Genomic DNA, 20,026 nt, shown 5'->3' on the forward strand with positions numbered 1-20,026 from the left:
CGGGAAACGGGCGGCGCAGCGGTCACACGCGCGCCGCCCTTCGTTTCAGGACAACACATGGCACACGTACCTCAGATCAAGATCCCCGCCACCTACATCCGCGGCGGCACCAGCAAAGGCGTGTTCTTCCGCCTCCAGGATCTGCCCGCTTCGGCGCAGCAGCCCGGCGTCGCGCGCGACAAGCTGCTCATGCGCGTGATCGGCAGCCCCGACCCGTACGGCAAGCAGATCGACGGCATGGGCGGCGCGACGTCGAGCACGAGCAAGACCGTGATTCTGGCCAAAAGCAGCAAGCCCGACCACGACGTCGACTACCTGTTCGGCCAGGTCGCCATCGACAAGGCCTTTGTCGACTGGAGCGGCAACTGCGGCAATCTCTCCGCCGCCGTGGGCCCGTTCGCGATCAGCGGCGGCCTCGTCGACCCGAGCCGCGTGCCCGACAACGGCGTGGCGATCGTGCGCATCTGGCAGGCCAACATCGGCAAGACCATCATCGCGCACGTGCCGATGACGAACGGCCACGTGCAGGAGACAGGCGACTTCGAACTGGACGGCGTGACCTTCCCCGCCGCCGAAGTGCAGCTCGAATTCCTCGACCCGGCCGCCGATGAAGAAGGCGCGGGCGGCTCGATGTTCCCCACCGGCAATCTCGTTGACGATCTCGAAGTGCCGGACGTGGGCACGCTCAAGGCCACGATGATCAATGCGGGCATCCCGACGATCTTCGTGAACGCCGAGGCCATCGGCTACACGGGCACGGAATTGCAGGACGCGATCAACAGCGACGCGCAGGCGCTCGAGAAGTTCGAGACGATCCGCGCGCACGGTGCGCTGCGCATGGGGCTCATCAAGAACCTCGACGAGATCGCCACGCGCCAGCACACGCCGAAAATCGCTTTCGTGGCGAAGCCCGCTGCCTATACGGCGTCGAGCGGCAAGCGCGTGGAAGCCGGCGATGTGGACCTGCTGGTGCGCGCCATGTCGATGGGCAAGCTCCATCACGCCATGATGGGCACGGCGGCCGTGGCGATCGGCACCGCGGCGGCCATTCCCGGCACGCTCGTGAATCTCGCGGCGGGCGGCGGCGAACGCAGCGCGGTGCGCTTCGGGCATCCGTCGGGCACGCTGCGCGTGGGCGCCGAGGCGCGCCAGGAAAACGGCGAATGGACAGTCACGAAGGCCATCATGAGCCGCAGCGCGCGCGTGCTGATGGAAGGCTGGGTGCGGGTGCCGGGGGACGCGTTTTAAGAAGCGGTTTTAAGCAGTGCGCGGTTTGCGGTGATGAAAAAACCGCCCTGACGTTGCGATGCGTCAGGGCGGTTTTGTTGTTCTCGCCGCGCAGTCTGGACACTGGAAACGCGGCTTCCTTGCGCCGCGATCCGAAACGCCGCGCTCAGCCCTGCGGCGACGACGGCAAATACGGCATCGGATCCACCGGCTTCCCATCGCGGCGCACCTCGAACAGCACCGCCACGCGGTCATTGTTCTCGCTGCCCATCTCGGCGATCTGCTGGCCCTGGTGCACCGTATCGCCGGTCTTCACGAGCAGACGGCGGTTGTGCGAGTAAGCCGTGAGGAAGTCCTTGTTGTGCTGGACGATGATCAGGCTGCCGTATTCGTTCAGACCCGTGCCCGCGTACATGACCTTGCCGTCGGCGGCGGCGATCACGGGGTCGCCGGCCTTGCCCGCGATCTCGATGCCGCGCGTCGTGCCCGGCGCGAACGGCTCGACCACACGGCCATGCGCCGGCCACACGAGCGCGACGCTGCTCGCGTGGCGCGCCACTTCGGCGGCAACCTGGCGGTTTACGGCGGCGTTCGGGTTGGCGTTCGCCGTCGCGCTGCCAGCTTGCGGCGCGGCCACCTGAACGGTGATCGTCTGCTTCGAAACCAGCTTGATCGACTGGCCTGCGCGCAGGTGACCGTTCGGCTTCAGGTGATTCCAGGCGGCCAGATCCTTGACCGAAACACTGTGCTTTTGCGCGATGCGCTGCAGCGTGTCGCCGCGGCGCACGCGTACGTAGGTCGTTTTCGTGACGACGCGCGTGACGGGCGCATTCGCCGCCTGTTGTGCGCTGGCGTCGGCGCTCGCGGCATCGGAAGCCGGGGGCGCCGCTGCCGCCGTGTCGGGCTGCGGTTCTTGTTGCGGTTGCTGCTGGTTCATGTTGGCGCAGCCGCCCAGCAGGGCCGCCAATCCCAACGCAGCCCAGAACCCCCTGAGACCGCGCTGACCGATACGATCGTCTTCGAACATTCCTCTCTCCTGCGGTGCTTGCAGCCTTGTGATGCAGCGAGCGGATGCCCCGGACGGTCTGCTGCGTATGCCGCGCTCCCGCCCCTCATGGCGCTCCGACTCGCCTGCGCCGACTGCTCCGATCTGCGTCTAAATCGACTGCATCTCGAACCATAAACATTCAACGCACGCGATCGTTGTATTAGCGAACGAGCGTGCCATCTCAAATTCGATCCGGCATTGTAAGGCGCAACTCCATGAAAACAGCCTAGGGAGAACACTTTGAAACAAATGTTAATTAGCCGAATTCTTGCCCGATAAAAGCATCGACAAAGGGCCAGAAGAAATTGCCCAAACCCGCGTCAGAGCGGCATTTGCCGCGACAGCATGATCGTGCCCCTTCCCCTGCCTTATCGGCACAGGCCCCGGAAACTTGAACGGCGCACAGGCGGCGCTCACTGAAAGGTATTTGAAATTGCGCTAATATCGACGGCGTCAACGTAAACCCGCATCTGGCGGGAACCCTCGCGTATTCTTCAGGTCTTTTCCTGCGTTTGTCGTGCGGCCGCCCCCTGGTGACCGCTTCACGGTTCCCGGCGCGAGGCGCGCCGCGAACCCCGCCCGAATTCCTGATTTCCTGATTTTCCAGCCAGGTACTTCCAGCATCTGCCCGCCCGGCCCGTTCAGCATCATCGGCTGCTTCATGCGCCCCATGCCGGCCCGGCCTGCTGCCCCAACATGTCAAAGTCATCCAACCGTCTAGTCGAACTCGATTTCTTCCGCGGCCTCGTCCTGCTCATCATCGTCGTCGATCACATTGGCGGCAGCATCGTCTCGCGCGTCACGCTGCACGCCTACGCGCTGTGCGACGCGGCCGAGGTCTTCGTCTTCCTCGGCGGCTTCGCCACGGCCACCGCGTGGGCCACGCTGTGCGCACGTCGCACCGAGGCAGCGGCGCGGCAGCGCTTCATCAAGCGCGCGTTCGAGATCTACCGCGCGTTCGTCGTGACGGCGCTGTTGATGCTGCTCGTCACCGCAATTCTCGTGGCGTGCAACGTGGATGCGCCCAACCTCGCCACCACCGATCTCGACGATCTCACGCTCGCGCCTGCCGCCGCGTTGCGCGACATCGTGCTGCTGCGCCGCCAGCCGTATCTGGCCGGCGTGCTGCCGATGTACGCCTGCTTCGCCCTCGCCGCCCCGCTCGCGTTGCCGCTCGCGCGCACACGGCCGTGGCTGCTGCTGGCCGTGAGCCTCGCGCTCTGGGGCGTCGCGCCGCACCTGGCGCCGTGGTTGCCGCACGTCGAAGACGTGCAATGGGACTTCAACCCGTTCGGCTGGCAACTGATGTTCGTGCTCGGCGTGATCGCGCAGGCGCAGCCCGTGTTCCAGCGGGTGAACGTGCACCGTTCCGGCACGCTCGTGACCCTCGCCGCACTCGCTGTCGTGGCGGGCGCGGCGATCTATCACCTGCAGCTCGGCAACGTCGCGCTCGACGGCGACTTCAAGCGCAACCTCGCATGGTTTCGCGTGCTGAACTTCCTTGGCATCGCGTGGCTCACCGCGCATGTCATCCGCCTCGGGTGGGCGAAGCGCGTGGCGCATGCGCTGCCCTGGGTGGGCCTCGTGGGCCGCAAGGGGATGCTCTCGTTCGTGGCCGGCGCCGTGATTTCGCTCACGGTCGATTCGGTGCTCTACTGGTACACCGACGGCTATCTGAACGTGCCGCTCGGCCTCTGCGCAGATGCCGTCGCGATCACCGCGCTACTGCTCGTCGCGCGTGCGTCAGACCCGCTCAGGCGTCTGCTGCCTTCGCGCGCCAAAGCCTCCGCCTGAAACGACGCGGCTCGCAGACCATGCACTGCGCGCCGGCTCGCCGATCACGGCTTCCGGCGCGTACGAGCGGCTGCTAGCATAATGACCCCGCGCCGCCGGCGCGCCACCGCCCTCGATGTCCCTGCCATGCGCAGACTCCTTCGCACCGCGCTGTTCCCGCTCGCGCTCTCTTGCGCGGCGTTCGTCACGCCAGCGGCGCCTGCCGCGGCGAGCACGATCGTGGTCCGCACGTTCCACGCCGAGGCGCTCAACCGCGACTGGCCCTACGTGGTGTACCTGCCGAACGGCTATCGGGCCGACCAGGGCCGCTACCCGGTGCTCTATCTCCTGCATGGCAACAACGGCGAGCCCATGGACTGGGTCACGCAAGGCCAGCTCCAGACTACGGCCGACGCGCTGATCGCCCGTCACGAGATCCCGCCCGTGGTGATCGTGATGCCGCAGGGCGGCACCGACTGGTACGTCGACCGCAAGGAGAGGATGGAGACGGCGTTCTTCCAGGATCTGCTGCCCGAGATCGAGTCGCACTTCGCGGTGGACGACGCGCGCGACGGCCGCGCGATCGGCGGCGTTTCGATGGGCGGGTTCGGCGCGCTGCGCTACACGCTGGAGCACCCCGACATGTTCTGCGGCGCGCTGCTGCTTTCCCCGGCGGTCTATGCGGGCGACCCGCCACCCAGTTCGGCGGCGCGTCACGTGGGCGTGTTCGGCGACCATCAGTTCGACGCGCAGATCTGGCGCACGCTCAACTATCCGGCGCTCTGGAAGCCGTATTTCGCGCGGCCCTGGCGCGTGCCGTTCTTCATCGCCGCCGGCGACGACGACCTCTTGATCCAGGCCGAGTCGTCGCTGCTCTACACGCGGCTGCGCGAGGCGGGCAACCCCGCGGCACTGCGCGTCGTGGACGGCGGCCACGTGTGGCCGGTGTGGCGCGAACTGCTGCCGGCCGCGCTCAAGTACACGCTCGCCTGCTTGCGTTGAGCGGGGCGCCTCGCCGCGAACTGAGCGTAACTGGGCGTCACTCCGCCCAGTTCACCCAAAGCACCATCAGCACGGTCATGAGCGCCGGGCCGATGAAGATGCCGATCAGCCCGAAGGTCGTCGCCCCGCCCAGAATGCCGAACAGCACGAGCAGAAACGGCAGACGCGTGGAACTGCCGATCAGCACGGGCCGCACGAAATGCTCGGCGATGAACACCACCACGAATCCCCATATCGCGAGCGCAGCCGCCGCGATCAACGAACCCTGGATGACGAGCCACAGCGCCGCGCCACCGAACACGATGGGCGCGCAAAACGGCAGCATGGCCGCGATGGCGGTGACGGTGCCGAGCAGCGCCGCGTGCGGCACGCCGGTCGCGATATAGGCGGCGGCCAGCAGCACGCCCTCGCCCAGCCCCACGACCACGAGCCCCGTGACCGTGGCGCGCACGGCAGCGGCCATGCGCTGCAGGAGCTGCGCGCCGTCGGCGCCGAAGGCGCGGCGCGCACCGCGCATCACCGTCGCCGAAAGACGCGGGCCCGCCCGGAAGATCACGAACAGCGTGACGAGCATGAAGCCGAACGTCATCGTGGCGTGGGCGGCGCGCGCCCCAAAGTGGCGGCCGAACGAGGCGATGGTGTCGCCGTGCAGGCTCTTCATCGCCGGGGACGCCTTGAGCGGCTGGGCGAGATTGGCCTGCCACCAGTCGCTCGCCTGGCGGCTGCCGACCGGCAGATGCGAAACGAAGTCCGGCACCGGCACGCCGCTCGCCTGGGCGTCGCGCAGCCAGAGGTAAAGCTCGTGGGCTTCGCCGCCGGCCTGAATGGCCGTGACGGCGATCGGCAGGAGCACGAGCAGGCCGATCGCGGCAGTGAGCAGCGTGGCGATCAGAGTCTTGCGGCCCTTGAACCAGGCGCGGCGCTCGATCGCCTGATAGGTGGGCCACAGGACGATGGCAAAAACGCTCGCCCAGGCCACGGCGGGCAGGAACTCGCGCACGATCCACAGCGCCAGCAACACGAGCGTGGCGTACAGCACCGCGGAGGCGGCGCGCTGGATTTTCTGCTCGTTTGCGGAGTTCGGAGCAGGCGGACGATGAATCATGTAACCTCTTGAAAATTCAAAAAACAGGTGCCCGGGTTTCGTGGCTGCGCTGGTGCGGTACAACCATCCAGCCGGGCCGGTCTTACCTCAGATCCAGATCTCCCCCAGCCGTTCCGTCCCCACCCTGGAACGCCCTCCAGGCGCCCGTTTTCGGGCCACTCGATGTCGCGCCACGTACAACAGTGCGTTGCACAAATTCGAGATGTCGACCCCAAATCCGCCGCAAACCCCCATTCCTTCGTGAATCGCAACGTGTCGCAGGGCGATTGTTGCTGATAATGGAATGGTGTTTCAACGGCGACAGAATGGCACTTGTCAGCGCGCAGGACTACATTCGCGGCACCACACTTACGGAGCCGACAATGAAGAAAAAAGCGTGCCTCTCGCTTGACGGAGCCAACGGTGAGCGTATCGAAATACTCGAGCAGACGGATACGGCGCTGGTGATCCGCTGGGTCGAACCCGGTCGCTGCCATTATGGCGAACAGCGCTGGCGCCGCCGCTCGGCGCATTCTTCGGGCACCTGCGCGGTGTCGCGCCGCAAGATCCGCCGCGGCGACGCCGTGTTCAAGCCGGCCGAACGTCCCGCGCCGCTCAACGCCTCCGTCATGATCGCCGCCGAAGTGTTCGGCGACCTCATCGGCGCGGAACTGGCGAAGTAAGCGCAGCGACGTCGCCCGGGCGGCCTTAACGAGGCGCGAGCGAGATCGCCCGCGCAGCATGGCGCGGCGCGAAGCCCGCCGAGGCAGCGCACAACGCCGCCACGCGCGCGAGCACATCGGCGTCGAAGGCCGCGGCGCGCGGGCCCGAGCGGTCCACGTGCAAGAGCAACTGCTCGCTCGCCGAGACGGGCGCGGCAAGCGCATCGTCAAGATCGCCCGCGAACATCTCCAGATACAGCCGCACGCGTTTCGCGTCGTGCTCGATCACCCGGACCTCGACGCGCACCGGCGCGCCCTCCTTGATCTCGTGGAGATAGTTCAGGTGCGCCTCCAGCGTGTACATCGACCGCCCGCGCGCCTCGCGCGCAGCCGCGTCGAGCCCGATGGCGTCGAGCAGCGCGTCGGTCGCGTAGCTGTAAATGAGCATGTAGAACGCGTCGCGCAGGTGGCCGTTGTAATCGACCCACTCTGCTCGCACCGTGTCGCGGTAGACCACGGGCGCCGTTTCGTTCGTCATCCAGTCTCCTCTCCCGTCTCCACATTCGGTGCCCGCATGCAGGCGGGAGCAGTGTAACCGCAGACCCGCCCGCGCCGCCGCGACGCCGGCATGCTCCGGCGCCGCCGCATGCGCGGCCGCGCCGCCGTGCACGCCGCGCGCCGCTGGGGTAAGGTTGAACGGTCGCGGCGCAGCCGCCGCCCTTCGAACGCCCTTCGAACGCCCTTCAACCGCCGCCTCCCGCGCGGCGCTTCGCGAGGCCCCGTCATGGCAGAAAACACGCCCCCGCTTCCATTTCCCCCGCAGCAGTTCTCGCTCGACGTGATGCTCGAGAAGTACGCCAAAGGCGACGAGCAGACCGCCGACGACATCTACCGCCGCGTCGCGCGCGGCGTCGCGCAGGTCGAGCCGCCTGCGCTGCGCGCCGAGGTCGAGGCGCGTTTCGTCGACAATCTGCGCAACGGCGCGTTGGGCGCGGGGCGGATCATGAGCGCGGCGGGCGCCGGCATCGAAGCCACGCTGATCAACTGCTTCGTGCAGCCGGTGGGCGACAGCATCCAGGGCGTGGACGACGAAGGCCGCCCCGGCATCTACGTCGCGCTGCTGCAGGCCGCCGAAACCATGCGGCGCGGCGGCGGCGTGGGCTACAACTTTTCGGCGATCCGGCCGCACGGCGCGCACGTGAAGTCGACGGGATCAAGCGCATCGGGCCCGTGCAGCTATATCGACGTGTTCGACGCCTCGTGCCGCACCGTGGAAAGCGCGGGCGCACGGCGCGGCGCGCAGATGGCCGTGCTCGACTGCGATCACCCCGACCTGCCCGAATTCATCGAGGCCAAGCATTCGAAGGGTCGCTGGAACAACTTCAACGTTTCGGTCGCGGTGACCGACGAATTCATGCGCGCCGTGGAAAACGACACGCCCTGGCAGCTCGTGCATCGCGCCGAGCCCTCGCCCGCGCTGCGCGCCTCGGGCGACCTGCAGCGCCGCGACGACGGCCTGTGGGTCTACGCCGAAACGCGCGCCCGCGCGCTATGGGACGCGATCATGCGCTCGACCTACGACGTAGCCGAACCCGGCGTGGTCTTCATCTCGCGCATGAACGAGGACAACAACCTGCGCGCGCTCGAAGCCATCCGCGCGACCAACCCGTGCGGCGAGCAGCCGCTGCCCGCCTACGGTTGCTGCAACCTCGGACCGCTCGACCTCACCCGCTTTGTGACCGAACCGTTCGCGCAAATGCGCGGCGGCAACGCAAATTTCGACTGGAACCAACTCGCCGAACGCACGGGCACCCAGGTACGCTTTCTGGACGACGTGCTCGACGCCACGCTCTGGCCGCTGCCCGAACAGCAGGCTGAGGCGGCAGCCAAGCGGCGTATCGGCGTGGGCTTCACAGGACTCGGCGACACGCTCGTGATGCTCGGCATCCGCTACAACTCACCCGAAGGCTGCGAATTTGGCGCGCGCGTGGGACGCACGATGCGCGATGCCGCCTATCGCGCCTCCGTCGAGCTTGCACGCGAGCGCGGCGCGTTCCCGCTTTTCGACGCGAGGACGTACCTCGAAGAAGGCACCTTCGCCTCACGCCTGCCCGACGACCTCAAGGCCGGGATCCGCACGCACGGCATCCGCAACAGCCATCTGCTTTCCATCGCGCCCACGGGCACGGTGAGCCTCGCGTTCGCCGACAATGTCTCGAACGGCATCGAGCCCGCATTCTCGTGGACCTATCAGCGCACGCGCCGCATGGCCGACGGCAGCCGCGAAACGTTCAACGTCGAAGACCACGCGTGGCGCGTGTACCGCGAACTGGGCGGCGACGTGAGCGCACTGCCCGCGTACTTCGTGAGCGCGCTGGAAATGAGCGCGCAGGAGCACGTGGCGATGATGGCGGCCGTGCAGCCGTACGTCGACACGTCGATCTCGAAGACCGTCAACGTGCCCGCCGACTATCCGTTCGAAGACTTCGAAAACCTCTATCTCGACGCATGGCGGCGCGGCCTCAAGGGCCTCGCGACCTACCGTCCCAACGAGACGCTCGGCGCGGTGCTGCAAACGCTGCCCCCCGAAACTGGGGCAAGCGCCGACGACGCGCTCGGCGACGCCCTGCTCGACCCGCTGCGCGTGGCGATCGACCATCGGCCCAAGGGCGAGTTGCCCGCCGTGATCGAGAAGATCGAATACATCACGCAGACGGGCAAGGTGTCGCTCTACGTGGCGGTCTCGTTTCTCGAAGTGACGGGCCAGGTGGGCGGCGAAGCCGTGACGATCGAGCGGCCTATCGAATTCTTCATCCCCGTGGGCCAGCGCGACGAGCAGCAGCAATGGATCACGGCGACCATGCGTTCGCTCTCGCTCGCGGCGCGCGGCGGGTTTGTCGCGCGCAATCTGCAGGATTTGCGCAAGGTGTCGTGGGACCGCGGCCAGGTGCGCTATGGCGAGACACAGCGTCTGGACGGCCGGCGCATTCCGCTGTGGCACGACTCCGAGGTCGCGGCCATCGCCTACGCGATCCAGCAGATTCTGCATCGGCGCGGCTTTCTCGATGCCGAGGGACGGCAAGTGCCGTCACGGCTGCTCGCGCAGCGGCGCGCCGGTGCGTTGCCCGCGCAACTCACCGGCAACGCGCGGGCCGGCGCGGAGCATCCCGGCGACCAGGTGCTGGCCGGCGACAACGCGCTGCCCGCCGATACCCAGCACGCGTTTGCCCACGCGATGCTCGGCCGCAAGTGCGGGTCGTGCGGGGCGAATGCGGTGATCCGCAAAGACGGGTGCGACTTCTGCACGGCGTGCGGAGAGATCGGGACTTGCGGTTGAGGTCTGACGGCGTTCACGTACGGGGCGGCCTCGCGTCCGCCCTGTTTTCCTTGCGCCCCCCGAGATACCCCGCAAACCCCTGTGCCAGCGCACTCGCCTCGCCACTGCGCACGAGCCTTAGCACCTGCGATTCATAAGGATTGCTAGCCAATGGGCGGAATACCACGCGCCCGCCGCCCGCAGCGCCGAGCGCGGCGGGTACTAGCGCGACGCCCATGCCGAACTCCACCATCGTCACGACGGTTTGCCAGAGCCGCGCTTCGTGGCGAATCTGCGGGCTGAATCCAGCCTCCACGCAGGTCGCGATAATCTGATCGTGATAATGCGGCGAGACCGAGCGCGGGAACAGGATGAACGGTTCGCGCGCGAGCGTGCCAAGTTCTATACGACGCCTGCGCGCGAGCCTATGCGCTTCTGGCAAACAGCACAGAAACGGCTCGGAAAACAGCAGCTCCGATTGCACCTCGGCCGGGAAGCGCCCCCAATGCGCGAAGCCAAGATCGATCTGCAGGCGGTGCAGCGCCTGCACCTGCTCGGCCGTGTTCATCTCGCGCAGCACCACTTCCACCGCCGGATGATCGGCCTCGAAACGCCGCACCGCCTCCGGCAGCCCGCGATAAAGCATCGAATTGACGAAGCCAATGCGCAGCCGCCCCGCCAACCCGTGTGCGGAGCGCGCCGCGATCCGCCGCACTTCGTCGGCCTGTTCCAGCAGCCGCCGCGCCTCTTCGAGCAGCACGTTGCCTGCGTTGGTCAGCGCGACGGCCTTGTTGGTGCGCTCGAGCAGTTGCACGCCTAGCTGCTCCTCGAACTTGCGGATGTCGAAGCTCAGCGCCGGCTGCGAAATGAAGAGCCGGCGCGCCGCGCGCCCGAAGTGCAGCTCTTCGGCTACCGCCACGAAATAGCGCAGTTGCTTGAGTTCCATGGCGGGCTCCTTCGGCGTTTTATCGATAGATAGCGCTTATCGTACATGACATTGGTTGTATTGGACCGTTATCGAAGCCGCGCCTAAGCTACGCCGAATCGCAGAGCAAAACAGCATGGAGACAGCACACGATGAGCGATCGCCCCGCCTTCGCCACCCAGCCCGCACAGGCGAACCCCGCCCCCGCGGCCAGCGGCTCGGCCAACATTCCCGATAGCCGCGGCATCAACTTCTACACGAGCGATCCTGGCTTCGCGCCCCTTTTGCGCAGCTATCTCGGCGATACCGCATTCGGCGCGATCGAAACGCGCCTCGTCGCGCTCGGCCAGCGCGCCTCCGACGAACTCGACGCGCTCGCGCTAGTCGCCGACAAGCACCCGCCCACGCTCGAACAGCGCACGCGCAGCGGCGAAGCGATCCAGCGCATCGACAAGCATCCCGACTACGTGGCGCTCGAACGCGTCGCCTACGCGGAGCTTGGCCTCGCAGCCATGAGCCATCGCAAGAACGCGCCCGCGCCGCTCGTCAAATACGCGCTCACCTATTTGTTCGTGCAAGCCGAGTTCGGGCTATGCTGCCCGGTGAGCATGACCGACTCGCTCACGCGCACGCTGCGCCGCTTCGGCTCGCCCGAACTCGTTGCGCGCTATTTGCCGATGCTCGCGTCGCAGGACTTCGACACGCTCTACCAGGGCGCGATGTTCATGACCGAGCAGGCGGCGGGCTCGGACGTCGCGCGTATCGCCACGCGCGCCACGCGTGAGCGCGACGCAAATGGCGAGGACGTGTGGCGTCTTTACGGCGACAAGTGGTTCTGCTCGAACGCGGACGCCGATCTCGCGATGGTGCTTGCGCGCCCCGACGACGCGCCGCCCGGCATCAAGGGCCTCGCGCTTTTCCTGCTGCCGAAGACGCTCCCCGACGGCACGCGCAACGCCTATCGCATCGTGCGACTGAAGGACAAGCTCGGCAGCCGCTCGATGGCGAGCGGCGAGATCGTGCTGGAAGGCGCGCAGGCGTACCTGATCGGCGAGGTGGGCCGCGGCTTTCATCAGATGGCGGACATGATCAACATGTCGCGGCTGTCGAACGGCGTGCGCGCGGCGGGCCTCATGCGCCGCGCCGTGACCGAGGCGCTGCACGTGACGCGCAACCGCGAGGCGTTCGGCCGCAAGCTCATCGAAATGCCGCTCATGCAGCGTCAATTGCTCAAGATGATGCTGCCCGCCGAACAGGCGCGCTCGATGTTCATGCGCATCGCCACATTGCTCACGCGCGCCGATACCGGCGACGAACTCGCGGCGAAGTGCGTGCGCATTCTCACGCCGCTCATCAAGTTCCGCGCCTGCCGCGACGCGCGCCGCGTCACCGGCGACGCCATGGAAGTGCGCGGCGGCGTGGGCTATATCGAGGAGTGGAGCGACCCGCGTCTCGTGCGCGACGCGCATCTCGGCTCGATCTGGGAAGGCACGAGCAATATCGTCGCGCTCGACGTCGCGCGTGCGGCGAAGCGCGAAGGCGCGCTCGAGGCGCTGACGCAGCACGTGCATGCGGAGCTTGCGCAAAGCGGCCTGCCTGAAACCAGTACAGCGCTCCTGCGCGACGTATTCGACCGCGCGGGCGCGGCGCTCGTGAGCGTGGCCGAATGCGGCCGCGACGAATCGGTGCGCCAGGCCGCGAGCGCGCTCTATCACGCCACGACGGCGGCCCTCATGGCCTGCGAAGCCGCGCAGATTTCGCACAACGCCCCCGATTACCGGCGCCTCGCATTCGCGCATCTGCTCGTGCGCCACAAGCTCCTGCCGCGCGACCCGCTCGCGCTCGACGAACGCGACGAAAACGCGGCAACGCTGCGCGCGCTGGTGGACGAACGAGCGCTGACGCTCGATCAGGCCATGCAACTTATGCCGGCACAGCAGGGCGACACGCGATGAATACAACTCAGGAATCCACATCAACCAGGGTGAACGGCGCGCTGCATGGGCTGCGCGTAATCGATCTGAGCCGCGTGCTGGGCGGTCCGTACTGCACCCAGGCGCTCGCCGACCATGGCGCCGAAGCCATCAAGCTCGAACCGCCCGACGGCGACGAAACGCGCGGCTGGGGCCCACCCTTCGTCGGCGATACGGCGTCGTACTATGTTGGCGTGAACCGCAACAAGCAGGGCATCGCCGTCGATCTCTCGCGCGAAGCAGGTCGCGAGATTCTGTGGCAACTGCTCGAAGGCGCGGACGTGCTGGTCGAAAACTTCAAGCCGGGCACGCTCGCGCGCTGGGGCATGGACTACGAGCGCGATCTGCGTCCACGTTTTCCTCGCCTGATTCACTGCGCGATTTCGGGCTTCGGTCCGGACGGCCCGCTCGGCGGCCTGCCCGGCTACGACGCCGTGATTCAGGCGATGGCGGGCCTGATGAGCGTGAACGGCGAGCACGACGGCCCCGCGCTGCGCCTCGGCCTGCCGATCGTGGACATGGTCACGGGTCTGAACGCGCTCGCCGGCATTCTGCTCGCACTGGCCGAGCGCGAAAAGAGCGGCCTCGGGCAGTCGGTAGATATCGCGCTCTACGATTGCGGCGTGTCGCTCCTGCATCCGCATTTGCCGAACTATTTCGGCAATGGCCGCACGCCGCAGCGCAGCGGCAACGCGCACCCGAACATCGCGCCGTACGACAGCTACGCGACGCTCAGCGCGCCCATCTTCCTCGCGGTGGGCAACGACCGCCAGTTCGCGAAGCTCTGCGCGCACCTGGGCGTACCCGGCCTCGCCGTCGACCCGCGTTTCGCCGACAACCGCAGCCGCTGCGCGCATCGGCGGGAACTCAAGGCTGCACTCGAAGCGCGGCTTGCCGCGCACGACTGCGAGCCACTCGCGCGCGACCTGATCCGGGCCGGCGTGCCGTGCGGCCCCGTGCAGACCGTCGACGCCGTGGCCGCGCATCCGCACACGCAGCACCGCCGCATGATCGTCGAGATGGATGGTTATCGCGGCACGGGCGCGCCCGTGAAGCTCTCGCGCACACCGCCGACCTATCGCACGCGCCCGCCCGCGCTGGGCGCCGACACGCGCGCCGTGATGGACGCGCTCGGCATCGACGCCGATACGCAGCAACGGCTCTTCGAAGCCGGCATTGTCAAGGAGCCCGAAACGACGCCAAGCGCCTGGCGTTCCATCCGATCTTAACGGAATACAGACCGGCCCAAGCCGGCTCACCCCGATTCAGGAGACATGCATGACCCGCCCTGGCACCACCCCTGCGCGCCAGCCCGCCCGCGCTTCGCTCGCCGCCTTCGTCGGCACCACCATCGAGTGGTACGACTTTTATATCTACGCCACCGCTTCGGCGCTCATTTTCGGCAAGCTGTTCTTCCCCTCCCACGAGCCGTTCTACAGCACGCTCGCCTCGTTCGGCACCTTCGCCGTGGGATTTTTCGCGCGCCCCTTCGGCGGGCTCGTGTTCGGGCATCTGGGCGACCGCATCGGCCGCAAGAAGGCGCTCGTCGCGACGCTGTCGATCATGGGCCTCGGCACCGTGGGCATCGGCTTTCTGCCGACCTACGCGAGCGCCGGCGCGCTCGCCCCGGCGCTCCTCGTGCTGCTGCGTGTGGCGCAGGGCATTGCGATTGGCGGCGAATGGGGCGGCGCGGTGCTCATGGCGGGCGAGCATGCGCCCAGGGAAAAGCGCACGTTTCTCGCCTCGTTTGCGCAACTCGGCAGCCCGGCCGGCCTGATCCTCGCGCTGCTGGCGTTTCGCAGCGTCGCGCATCTCGACCGGGACGCGCTCCTTTCCTGGGGCTGGCGTTTGCCGTTCATCGCGAGCGCGGTGCTGCTCGTGGTCGGCCTGCTGATTCGATCGGGCGTGGGCGAATCGCCGGAATTCGAGGCGATCAGGACGCAGCGCCGCACCGCCGCGATGCCGATCGTCGAAGTGCTGCGCGACTCGTGGCGCGCCGTGCTGCTGTGCCTCGGCGCGAATGTGATCGGCGTGGCGGGCGCGTGGTTCGTCAACACCTTCATGCTCAACTACACGACGCAAACGCTCGGGCTCGACCGCGGGCTGATTCTCGACTGCCTGTTCGTCGTCGCGTTCATCCAGCTCTTTACGCAGCTCTTTTCCAGCTGGTTTGCCCAGCGTGTGGGCGCCGGGCGCTTCCTCGTGTTGGCCGCCGCGCTGGCCATGATTTCGCCTTACCCGATGTTCGTGCTCGTCTCCACCGGTCGGCCGGTCGCCATCGTGGTCGGCATTGCGATTGCCGTGATGTGCATGTGCAGCTCGTACGCCGTGATGGCGGGCTTCATGACGAATGCGTTCCCGGTGCGCGTGCGCTACTCGGCTATTTCGATCTCCTACCAATGTTGCGCGGCGCTCGCGGGCGGCCTCACACCGCTCGTCGGCACGCTGCTCGCGCATGACTATCCGGGCCAGTGGTGGCCGCTGGCGCTGTTCTACAGCGCGCTTGCGGCCATTTCGCTCGTGTGTATCGCGGTGCTGCAGCGTAAGCAGTCGTCGGCCACGCAAAGCGATGTGGCGTTCGCGTTGCAGGATTAGTGCCCTCGCCTACACGGCCGCCACGATGGCCTCGATCAGCCCGTTCAGCGCAACGCGCCACGCTTCGCTGTTCGGGCCTTCGGTCAGCAGCGCGCCGACCACCTCCCGATGCAGCGCATCGCGTTGTGCGCCCGCAGGCAGAATGTCGCCGAAGCCCGCCAGCGACTGCGCGAGCGGCGCGCTGCCGCCCGCGCCTTCTTCGCGCGTCAACACGCGCAAGAGGTCTTGCGCCGCTGCGGGGACCGCCGCGATCATGAGCATGCGCTCTTCCCAGATCACGAAGCGGGCGAGCCGCGCCAGCAGGCTCTCCGTTCCGGCGCCGCCTTCGACGTTCGCGGTCGCGGCGAAGGCCGGTGTCGTGTCGAGCCATTCGATGAGGCGTGCGCCCTCCATCGGCCTCGCGATGCCATAGCCCTGCGCGCCGTCCACGCCGAGAATGGCGAGCGCGCGGAGGAGGTCGAGCGTGTCGACGCCTTCGGCAAGCACGAGCCTGCCCAGCGAATGGCCGAGACGCGTCAACTGGTAGATCACGCGCAGCGTGTTGAGCGCGCCGCCGCCGCTCACCTTGACCATCTCGCGGTCAAGCTTGATCCAGTCGAATGGCAACTCACGCAGGCGCGTGAGGCCGCTATGCCCGGCACCGAGATCGTCCTGCGCGAACAGCACGCCTAGCTCACGGAACTTCGCGAGAATGGCGCGCTGCCCCTGGCTCAGCGACAGTGCTTCGTTCTCCAGAACTTCCAGCGTGAGCCGCGCAGCCGGGCACCGGTGCGCGGCCAGCGCGGTGCGGGTGACTTCGAAATAGCGGATGTCGTTGAGTGCCGCCGGCGGCAAGTTGATCGAGACATCGAGGTCGCGCCCCTGGGCGTACCAGCGTTCGCGGTCGGCGAGCGCCTGGTCGATGCCGCGTGCAAAGAGCGCGAGCAGATCGTCGGAGGCGAGCGCCGAGAGGAACACGTCGGGCACGAGCAGGCGCTCGCCGTCGCGCAGGCGCGCCAGCGCTTCGACCTTGGTCGCCTTGCCCGTTGCGAGGCTGAGCAGCGGCTGATAGTGCATTTCCAGCGCGCCGGTGCGCACGAGCGCCGCCCAATGCTGGCGCACGCTCACCGGCACCGCGGCGCGCAGGCCGTCGTTGGCGGGGATGCGCATCGCGGCGCAGCCCAGCAGCGTTTGCAGCAAATCGACGAAGGCCACTTGATGGGGCCCGACGAAGCCGCCCGGAAACGCGCTGTACAAACTCAGCACGGCGAGCGGCGGCTGCCCGGGCGCGGCCAGCGGAATCGCCACCGAAGAGCGCACGCCTTCGCGCGCCGCGAGATCGCGCCACGGCGCGACAAGCGGATCGGTCTGATAGTTGACCACGCGCTCGGGCTTGCCGCTGCGCCACGCGCGCCCAATGGCCCCCTGCCCTTGCGGATGATCGGCGCGCACGCTGATTTCCTGATCGTGCCCGGCGAGCACGTTGAGCATGCCGCCTTCCGTCCTGCCGCCCGCGCCGGCCTCGAAGTGAAAAATGCCCGCTTCGTCGGGACGGCCGATGGCGCAGGCGCTCACTTCGTCGTGCGCCGCCAGTGCGGCGATCACCTGGTCGATGAAATTCGTGTAGCTGCCCGCTTCCCACACAAGACGCGTGATGCGCAACAGCGCCTCCTGCTGCGAGTCCTGGACGGCCTGATACGCCTTGAGTTGCCACGCGAGGTCGGTGGTCAGGCGGCGCGCGTAGAGCGAGAGCTGCTGTGTGCTGACGGTGCGGCCAACGTCCGCGTAGATCAGTTCCTGAAGAATGCCGCGGCTGCGCACGAGTTCTTCCTTGTCGAGCCCGACGATGGCATGAATGCGGCCAATGCGCAGCGCCATGTCCTCGTGCTCGCGCGCGGTCAGGCCGAGACCGGCGAGAGCAAGAAGATTCTGGATCTGCCGCGCCTTGAGGTGCGCGAGTTCCGCAACCGAAAGCATTTCGAGGATGCGGCGGGATTTGGGCAGGCGGCCCAGCTCCTCGTAGAAGCGGTTCACCACGTGGGCCGCGTGCTCGTGCAGCGCGCCAATCAGCGTTTTCATTTTTGAGCCTTCGATATCACCGCCCTGGCGTCACAGCCCAGATCTGCAAATTGGGCAGCGTGTCGCGCCAGGTTCATGGCCGTTGTGGTCATTAGCGGCCGCTCGAACAGCGATTGTGGCTCGCACAGAAGGGATGATACGTCATGCGCTGCCGGCGTCCGCGCGCGGTGGCATACACAGGGCGGCGCATGCGGCCGCTAAAAGCCCGCAACGCGCACCTTCAAAGCGGCGTGAGCAGCGCCTCGCCCGCGAAGTGCCGCGCCGCGTTTTCGGCGAAGTGGCGCACCGTGGCGGTGCGCACGTCGGGCGACGTCCCGGCCACATGCGGCGTCAGTACGATGTTGTCTAACCCGATGAGCGCAGCGGGCGGCTGCGGCTCGCCCTCGTAGACATCGAGCCCCGCGCCGCCCAGCGTCCCCGCCTTCAGCGCGAGCGCAAGCGCGGCCGTATCGACCACGCTGCCGCGCGACACATTGACGAGAAAACCCTGCGGGCCCAGCGCATCGATCACGGCGCGGTCGATCAGATGCTTCGTTTGCGCGCCACCCGGCGTCGCGATCACGAGAAAGTCGCTCCACTGCGCGAGCGCCATCACGCTCTCGAAGTAGCGCGCCTGAGCGCCTTCGCGCGGCTTGCGGTTGTGATAGCCGAGTTCCATGCCGAAGCCCGCCGCCCGCCGGGCGACCTTCTCGCCGATATGCCCATAGCCGACAATGCCGATCCGCCGCCCCGTGACCGTGGGGCGCATGGGCAGCGCGTCGCGCCAGACACCGGTGCGGCAGGCGGCGTCGAATTGCGGCACAGCGCGCACGGCCGCGAGCAGCAGCGCGAGCGCGTGGTCGGCCACGCAGTCGGCATTGACGCCCGCGCCATTGCACAGCGCGATGCCACGCTCGCGTGCGTGGTCGAGCGCGATATTCTCGTAGCCCGCGCCAAGCGCGCCCGCCAGTTCGAGCGCGGGCATGCGATCGATTTCGTCGGCGGTGAGGCCTGTCGTACCGTTGGTGAGCACCACGCGCACGTCCTTGCCGCGTTCTGCGACCGCTTTGGTGCGCGCATCGGCATCGGGCGCATAGATCACGTCGAATTGTCCGCCAAACCCGGCGAGGTCTTCATCGGCAAGCAGTATCAGGATCAGCAGGCATGGCTTCATCGTCGTGTCACCCCGTCATTGTTTCGATATGCGAATCGAATGCCGCAGCGACCGCGCTCAGACTTCACACGGCCGTCACATAGCGCGGCGGCAACACCTCGACGCGCGGCGCGGCCGCGGCGGCTGCGGCGTCGCGCGCCCGGCGCATCTGGTCGGCCGGGCTCATGCCGAAGAGGCGCTTGAATTCGCGGCTGAACTGCGACGCGCTTTCATAGCCCACGCGCGTGGCCGCCGCGCTCACGGTCAGGCCATCGTGCGTGATCAGGAGGCGCGCATGATGCAGGCGCGTGGTCTTCACGTACTGCATGGGCGACGTCGAGGTGACGGCCTTGAAGTGCGCGTGAAAAACGGCAAGGCTCATGCCCGCCTCGGAGGCGAGCGTTTCGACGTCGAGGTCGCCGCGGTAGTCGGTGTGAATGCGCCGCAGCGCCTTCGCGATACGCCCGAAGTGATGCTGATGCGTGAGCGCCGCGCGAATCGCGTCGCCCTGCTCGCCCATGAGCACGCGGTAGCAGATTTCGCGCACGATCGATGGGCCGAGAATGCGCGCCTCGTACGGCTGCGCGAGCGCTTCGAGCAAGCGCAGCACGGCGTTCGACAGCGTAGCGTCGAGCGGCGTGGCGTAGATGCCGGAGGGTTCGGACACGGCGCGGCGCGGATCGTCGAGCGCCATGAGCAGTTCGGCGACGGTCGTGAGATCGACGCGGATCGAGATGGCGAGAATCGGCTTCTCGGGGCTCGCCTCGGTCTCGCACTCGAACGGCATCGGCACCGAGAGGACCAGGTATTGCTGGGCGTCGTAGATGAACACCTGGTCGCCGAGAAAGCCGCGCTTGCGCCCCTGGCAGACGATGAAAATGCTCGGTTCGTACATGACCGGCTGGCGCGGATGACTTTCGCTGCCGCGGTAGAGCCGCACGCCTTCGACCGCCGTGGCGTGCACGCCGTCGCGCTGCGTGATTTGCATGAGCAGGTCGACCGTGCGCGCCTGCGTGGCGGCCGCCGGCGCGATGGCCGCCGCGGCGAGGGTTTTGACGTAGCCCATATCGGTTGTGCCCCAAAAGATGAAGTCAGGCAGAGAAACAGGCTTGCCAATCTATCACCGAACCCGTCGATGCGCTGCGCGCCAGGAGAATCAGGCAAGTCTTCGATAGCTTCAGGTATTCCCTGGGTGGGCCCCGATCCTTACGATGGGAACCCTGCCGCAACA

16 protein-coding genes are annotated in these 20,026 nt (G+C 67.4%); 8 read left to right on the top strand and 8 right to left on the bottom strand.

What is annotated here, in order from left to right; genetic code table 11:
- Positions 1–57 precede the first annotated feature (57 nt).
- Complete coding sequence (gene prpF, locus M3A49_RS13785; RefSeq protein WP_266229137.1) at positions 58–1,248, top strand: 2-methylaconitate cis-trans isomerase PrpF; 1,191 nt, start codon at positions 58–60, stop codon at positions 1,246–1,248.
- Positions 1,249–1,393: 145 nt separating this feature from the next.
- Here prpF and M3A49_RS13790 read toward each other — a convergent pair whose 3' ends face one another.
- Positions 1,394–2,254: a peptidoglycan DD-metalloendopeptidase family protein gene (locus M3A49_RS13790; protein WP_266229138.1), complete on the bottom strand. Its 861-nt coding sequence runs from the start codon at positions 2,252–2,254 to the stop codon at positions 1,394–1,396.
- Between the two features lie 474 nt (positions 2,255–2,728).
- A complete protein-coding gene (locus M3A49_RS13795) occupies positions 2,729–2,938 on the bottom strand; it encodes a hypothetical protein (RefSeq protein ID WP_266229139.1) in 210 nt (69 codons plus the stop codon).
- Positions 2,939–2,971: 33 nt separating this feature from the next.
- On the opposite strand from M3A49_RS13795, the gene M3A49_RS13800 reads away from it, so the two are divergent.
- Positions 2,972–4,069: an OpgC domain-containing protein gene (locus M3A49_RS13800; protein WP_266229140.1), complete on the top strand. Its 1,098-nt coding sequence runs from the start codon at positions 2,972–2,974 to the stop codon at positions 4,067–4,069.
- A gap of 126 nt (positions 4,070–4,195) precedes the next feature.
- Positions 4,196–5,050 (top strand): alpha/beta hydrolase, encoded by an 855-nt coding sequence (locus tag M3A49_RS13805; RefSeq protein ID WP_266229141.1) that lies wholly within the window; start codon positions 4,196–4,198, stop codon positions 5,048–5,050.
- A gap of 37 nt (positions 5,051–5,087) precedes the next feature.
- On the opposite strand, the gene M3A49_RS13810 is transcribed toward M3A49_RS13805, so the two are convergent.
- The gene (locus M3A49_RS13810; RefSeq protein WP_266229142.1) at positions 5,088–6,155 is read right to left on the bottom strand and encodes an AI-2E family transporter; all 1,068 of its coding nucleotides are present in this window, start codon (positions 6,153–6,155) and stop codon (positions 5,088–5,090) included.
- Between the two features lie 362 nt (positions 6,156–6,517).
- On the opposite strand from M3A49_RS13810, the gene M3A49_RS13815 reads away from it, so the two are divergent.
- Complete coding sequence (locus M3A49_RS13815) at positions 6,518–6,817, top strand: DUF3331 domain-containing protein (protein ID WP_028205587.1); 300 nt, start codon at positions 6,518–6,520, stop codon at positions 6,815–6,817.
- A 25-nt stretch (positions 6,818–6,842) separates the two neighbouring features.
- On the opposite strand, the gene M3A49_RS13820 is transcribed toward M3A49_RS13815, so the two are convergent.
- Entirely contained in the window at positions 6,843–7,334 is a 492-nt protein-coding gene (locus M3A49_RS13820; protein WP_266229143.1) for a thioesterase family protein, read from the bottom strand.
- A 246-nt stretch (positions 7,335–7,580) separates the two neighbouring features.
- Between M3A49_RS13820 and M3A49_RS13825 the strand changes: the two genes are divergently transcribed.
- Complete coding sequence (locus M3A49_RS13825; RefSeq protein ID WP_266229144.1) at positions 7,581–10,133, top strand: adenosylcobalamin-dependent ribonucleoside-diphosphate reductase; 2,553 nt, start codon at positions 7,581–7,583, stop codon at positions 10,131–10,133.
- Between the two features lie 13 nt (positions 10,134–10,146).
- Here the strand turns inward: M3A49_RS13825 and M3A49_RS13830 are convergent, their stop codons facing one another.
- On the bottom strand, positions 10,147–11,058 hold the full coding sequence (locus tag M3A49_RS13830; protein WP_254357998.1) for a LysR family transcriptional regulator: 912 nt from the start codon (positions 11,056–11,058) through the stop codon (positions 10,147–10,149).
- A gap of 131 nt (positions 11,059–11,189) precedes the next feature.
- Between M3A49_RS13830 and M3A49_RS13835 the strand changes: the two genes are divergently transcribed.
- The 3 genes from M3A49_RS13835 to M3A49_RS13845 are packed head-to-tail and all read left to right on the top strand — an operon-like array spanning position 11,190 to position 15,605.
- Positions 11,190–12,992 carry an acyl-CoA dehydrogenase family protein gene (locus M3A49_RS13835; protein WP_266229145.1) on the top strand — a complete coding sequence of 601 codons (1,803 nt, stop codon included), beginning with the start codon at positions 11,190–11,192 and terminating at the stop codon, positions 12,990–12,992.
- Entirely contained in the window at positions 12,989–14,239 is a 1,251-nt protein-coding gene (locus M3A49_RS13840; RefSeq protein ID WP_266229146.1) for a CaiB/BaiF CoA transferase family protein, read from the top strand. The genes M3A49_RS13835 and M3A49_RS13840 overlap by 4 nt, the downstream gene beginning before the upstream one ends.
- A gap of 49 nt (positions 14,240–14,288) precedes the next feature.
- Positions 14,289–15,605 (top strand): MFS transporter, encoded by a 1,317-nt coding sequence (locus M3A49_RS13845; protein WP_266229147.1) that lies wholly within the window; start codon positions 14,289–14,291, stop codon positions 15,603–15,605.
- 9 nt (positions 15,606–15,614) lie between these two features.
- On the opposite strand, the gene M3A49_RS13850 is transcribed toward M3A49_RS13845, so the two are convergent.
- The 3 genes from M3A49_RS13850 to M3A49_RS13860 form a co-directional block, all read right to left on the bottom strand.
- Entirely contained in the window at positions 15,615–17,663 is a 2,049-nt protein-coding gene (locus tag M3A49_RS13850; protein WP_266229148.1) for an EAL domain-containing protein, read from the bottom strand.
- A 220-nt stretch (positions 17,664–17,883) separates the two neighbouring features.
- Positions 17,884–18,816 carry a 2-hydroxyacid dehydrogenase gene (locus M3A49_RS13855; protein WP_266229149.1) on the bottom strand — a complete coding sequence of 311 codons (933 nt, stop codon included), beginning with the start codon at positions 18,814–18,816 and terminating at the stop codon, positions 17,884–17,886.
- 64 nt (positions 18,817–18,880) lie between these two features.
- Positions 18,881–19,861 carry an AraC family transcriptional regulator gene (locus tag M3A49_RS13860; protein WP_069266198.1) on the bottom strand — a complete coding sequence of 327 codons (981 nt, stop codon included), beginning with the start codon at positions 19,859–19,861 and terminating at the stop codon, positions 18,881–18,883.
- Positions 19,862–20,026: the final 165 nt, after the last annotated feature.

This window comes from Paraburkholderia sp. CNPSo 3076, from assembly GCF_026343935.1.
GTDB classification, from domain to species: domain Bacteria; phylum Pseudomonadota; class Gammaproteobacteria; order Burkholderiales; family Burkholderiaceae; genus Paraburkholderia; species Paraburkholderia nodosa.

Excerpts from the sequence above, each read along its gene's own strand:
- prpF (WP_266229137.1), top strand. The coding sequence starts at position 58 with ATGGCACACGTACCTCAGATCAAGATCCCCGCCACCTACATCCGCGGC.
- M3A49_RS13790 (WP_266229138.1), bottom strand. The coding sequence starts at position 2,254 with ATGTTCGAAGACGATCGTATCGGTCAGCGCGGTCTCAGGGGGTTCTGG.
- M3A49_RS13795 (WP_266229139.1), bottom strand. The coding sequence starts at position 2,938 with ATGAAGCAGCCGATGATGCTGAACGGGCCGGGCGGGCAGATGCTGGAA.
- M3A49_RS13800 (WP_266229140.1), top strand. The coding sequence starts at position 2,972 with ATGTCAAAGTCATCCAACCGTCTAGTCGAACTCGATTTCTTCCGCGGC.
- M3A49_RS13805 (WP_266229141.1), top strand. The coding sequence starts at position 4,196 with ATGCGCAGACTCCTTCGCACCGCGCTGTTCCCGCTCGCGCTCTCTTGC.
- M3A49_RS13810 (WP_266229142.1), bottom strand. The coding sequence starts at position 6,155 with ATGATTCATCGTCCGCCTGCTCCGAACTCCGCAAACGAGCAGAAAATC.
- M3A49_RS13815 (WP_028205587.1), top strand. The coding sequence starts at position 6,518 with ATGAAGAAAAAAGCGTGCCTCTCGCTTGACGGAGCCAACGGTGAGCGT.
- M3A49_RS13820 (WP_266229143.1), bottom strand. The coding sequence starts at position 7,334 with ATGACGAACGAAACGGCGCCCGTGGTCTACCGCGACACGGTGCGAGCA.
- M3A49_RS13825 (WP_266229144.1), top strand. The coding sequence starts at position 7,581 with ATGGCAGAAAACACGCCCCCGCTTCCATTTCCCCCGCAGCAGTTCTCG.
- M3A49_RS13830 (WP_254357998.1), bottom strand. The coding sequence starts at position 11,058 with ATGGAACTCAAGCAACTGCGCTATTTCGTGGCGGTAGCCGAAGAGCTG.
- M3A49_RS13835 (WP_266229145.1), top strand. The coding sequence starts at position 11,190 with ATGAGCGATCGCCCCGCCTTCGCCACCCAGCCCGCACAGGCGAACCCC.
- M3A49_RS13840 (WP_266229146.1), top strand. The coding sequence starts at position 12,989 with ATGAATACAACTCAGGAATCCACATCAACCAGGGTGAACGGCGCGCTG.
- M3A49_RS13845 (WP_266229147.1), top strand. The coding sequence starts at position 14,289 with ATGACCCGCCCTGGCACCACCCCTGCGCGCCAGCCCGCCCGCGCTTCG.
- M3A49_RS13850 (WP_266229148.1), bottom strand. The coding sequence starts at position 17,663 with ATGAAAACGCTGATTGGCGCGCTGCACGAGCACGCGGCCCACGTGGTG.
- M3A49_RS13855 (WP_266229149.1), bottom strand. The coding sequence starts at position 18,816 with ATGAAGCCATGCCTGCTGATCCTGATACTGCTTGCCGATGAAGACCTC.
- M3A49_RS13860 (WP_069266198.1), bottom strand. The coding sequence starts at position 19,861 with ATGGGCTACGTCAAAACCCTCGCCGCGGCGGCCATCGCGCCGGCGGCC.